This is a genomic window from Protofrankia sp. CiP1_Cm_nod4, assembly GCF_982290645.1.
This window is the reverse complement of sequence record NZ_CEVIVC010000261.1, coordinates 1-3204: the sequence shown is the minus strand read 5'-3', so window position 1 is coordinate 3204 and position 3204 is coordinate 1. Positions and strand designations below refer to the sequence as shown.

2 protein-coding genes and 1 pseudogene are annotated in these 3204 nt (G+C 68.2%); 2 read left to right on the top strand and 1 reads right to left on the bottom strand.

The features are described 5' to 3' along the window. Together AC5LSR_RS23895 and AC5LSR_RS23890 are read left to right on the top strand one after the other, a co-directional pair. Window positions 1-742: pseudogene (locus AC5LSR_RS23895) on the top strand (IS66 family transposase); the annotation flags it as partial. A gap of 76 nt (window positions 743-818) precedes the next feature. Continuing rightward, window positions 819-1160, top strand: coding sequence for a group II intron maturase-specific domain-containing protein (locus tag AC5LSR_RS23890; RefSeq protein WP_445548355.1), 342 nt, complete (start codon window positions 819-821; stop codon window positions 1158-1160). 230 nt (window positions 1161-1390) lie between these two features. On the opposite strand, the gene AC5LSR_RS23885 is transcribed toward AC5LSR_RS23890, so the two are convergent. Further along, window positions 1391-2992, bottom strand: coding sequence for an ATP-binding SpoIIE family protein phosphatase (locus tag AC5LSR_RS23885; RefSeq protein ID WP_493469067.1), 1602 nt, complete (start codon window positions 2990-2992; stop codon window positions 1391-1393). Window positions 2993-3204: the final 212 nt, after the last annotated feature.

Genomic DNA, 3204 nt, shown 5'->3' with positions numbered 1-3204 from the left:
GTGCCGGGGGTGGGGGAGGGCCGGGAGCAGGTGTGGGACATCCCGCCGGTGCGGCTGGAAACGGTGCACTGGCGGCTGCCGCGGCGGCGCTGCCCGCGCTGTCGCGCAGTCACCACCGCGGCCGTGCCGCACGCCCGGGCCGGGTCGGTGGTTCTACGGGCCGAACGTGAACGCCGCCGCGGTGGTGCTGCTGGCCTCGGAGGGCACCGTTCCGGTCGAGCGGACCGCGATACTCCTGGAGGCGCTGGTGGGGGCGCCGGTGTCGACCGGGTTCGTCGTTCGTGCCCACGCCCGGCTCGCCGAAACGCTGGATGCTGCCGGGTTCGATCAGACGATGAGGACGGCGGGCGTTGCGGGCCGCGCCGGTGCTGTGCGTCGACGAGACCCCGGTCACCGTGCTCCGCACGGACGTCGATGCCGACGGGAATCCGCTGTCCGGCTCCCCCGAATGTGGTCACGGTCCGCTCGGCCGAGCCGGGGCTGGTCTGGTATGCCCCGGTGAACGCCCGCTCCGCGACGGTGGCCCGCCGGCTGGCCGCCAAGGCCGAACAGGTCTGGCTGTTCGCGAAGAACGTCGCTGTCCCCTGGACCAACAACGCCGCGGAGCAGGCCCTGAGAGGCCCGAAACGGCATCAGGCCGTGCCGGCTACTGGCACACCTCGGCCCCCTGCGCCGGTACTGCCGCGTGCGTTCCTATCTGGTCAGCGCCCGTGACCACGGTATCCGCGGGATCGACGCCATCCACGCCGCACTTGCGGTGACCCCTGGCTACCCACTCCAGTGACCGTCTTGCCACACAATCACAGCCTTACCCGTGAATGGACACCAAAAGACCTGCTCACAGGCCAAAACCCAGATTTTGGAGTCCCACAGTCACCACCGTCGTTCGGCAGGTGAACGCCTTCCTGCGCGGCTGGGCCGGGCACTTCTGCTACGGAAACTCCGCCTTCGTGTTCGACAAGATGCAGACCTACGCCGTGCACCGGCTTGCGATCTTCGTGGTGCACCGTCACAAACGCAGCCGGGCGTGGGGTTGGCGGGTGGGGGCCTACGCCTCACCCGATCCCCTCGGGCTGTTCAACCTCGATGGGACCGTGCTTGCTCCCCGACCGAATCTCCCCTGGAGATTACCGAGTGCCGGCGGTGAAAGATGTCGGTGAGCTGTATACGGGAGAACCACATGCATAGATCGACGGTAGGGAGCTGGAAACGGAGCGGTCACACGTCACCGTGCCAGCTCCCTACCCAACCAGTCCCTCCGGTCTTCGGCAGATGGCCATTGATCATCGGGTGATGTAGAAGTCCTGGCTAGGGCCCACAGACATGCTTTGGGCACCAACGGGCTCCTCAGGATGAGGCGGCAGAAATCTATCGTCGTTTATACCGTTTACTATCTGCGCACCTCATGTGTCGGTTGTTCGGTCCAGATGGTCTTACCCAAGCGGCCGTAGCGGCTGCCCCAACGCCGGGTCAGCTGGGCCACGAGGAACAGGCCACGGCCTCCTTCATCCGTGGTATGGGCGCGGCGCAGGCGCGGCTGGGTGTTGCTGGCATCCGAAACCTCGCACACGAGGCGATCGCCGCGGATGAGCCGCACCTTGATCGGGCCGTGGGCATAGCGGATGGCGTTGGTGACCAACTCGCTGACGACCAGTTCGGTGGTGAAGGCCAGATCGTCGAGGTTCCAGGTGGCGAGCTGCCGGGTCGTCAGGTTTCGGGCCTGGGCGACTACGGCCGGGTCGGCGGGGAACTCCCAGTCGACGGTGGCCTCGGCCGCCAGGGTGCGGGTGCGGGCGAGCAGCACGACGATGTCGTCGGTGGGCGGGGTTGACGATGTGTCGCCGAGCAGAGCGTGGCCGATGTCCTCCAGGGGCCGGTCTGTGTCGCAGGCCGCGGCCATGCGGTCATGGAGCCATTCCATCCCCTGGGTGACGTCGCGGTTGCGCCGGTTGAGCAGGCCGTCGGTGTACAGGGCCAGCACGCTGCCGGGTTTCAGGTCGATCTCGGTGATCTCGAACGGCATACCGCCCACGCCGAGCGGCGGGCCGGGGCTAACGTCGATGAAGTCGACGGTTCCGTCCGGTGTCACCACAGCGGGGGGTGGATGTCCGGCGCTGGCGATCGCGCAGCAGCCGGTGATCGGGTTGTAGACGGCGTAGGCGCAGGTCGCGCCCACCGGATCCCCCCGGGACGGGTCGGCCTCGTGGGCGAGCCGCTGCACGAGGTCGTCGAGGTGAGTGAGGAGTTCGTCAGGGTCGAGGTCGAGGTCGGCCAGGGTTTGGACGGCGGTGCGCAGCCGGCCCATGGTGGCGGTGGCGGACAGGCCGTGGCCGATGACGTCACCGACGACGAAGGCCACGCGCAGCGACGACAGGGGGATGACGTCGTACCAGTCGCCGCTCACCTCGCATCCTCGACCGGCCGGAAGGTAGACACCGGCTGTCTGGGCCGCCAGGGTGTCGGTGCCGGCCCGGGGGAGGAGGCCCCGCTGCAGGGCGACGGCCGCGCGGCGCTCGCGGGTGTACCGGCGGGCGTTGTCCACGCCGAGCGCGGCCCGGGAGGCGATCTCCAGCAGGAGCTTGCGGTCCTCCCGATCGAAGACGGGGGCGGAGCCGGTCCGCCACACGGTGACGAGCCCGAGCAGGAGGCCGCGGGCGTACAGGGGCGCGCCCATCCCGGAATGCGCGTCCGGCGGGATCATCACATCCGCGAAATCGCCCGCGGCGGGAACTGCCGCCGCACGGGTGAAGGCCATCATAGTCTTGCCGCGCTGAAGATTCCGGATCTCAAACCCGTCCGGTAACGGCGGGATCGGTATGCCCGCCAGGATGAATCCGGGAGGCCAGCAACCGCTGTCGCGGACCGCGGCGACGCGGCGAAGATGCAACTGCCCGCCACCGAGCATTTTTGGGGGTTCATCCCCAGCCCGGACGGCCTCGGCGAGGTCGACCGTGGCGATATCACCCAAAGCGGGGACGAGGACATCGGCCAAGTCCTGAGCTGTGCGATCGACGTCCAGGGAACCACCGAGGCACCCGGCAGCGGCATAGAGCAGATTCAGCCTGTGTAGGCCTTGCTGCTGTTCGGTCATATCAGGTCCATTGGACGTTCCCGCTACGTTGTACAGAACACGATCTCGACGCCGTGCTCCCGCGCCTCGGCGAAGCACTATGCGCCCGGCTCATGGGACGATGTCCAGCATAC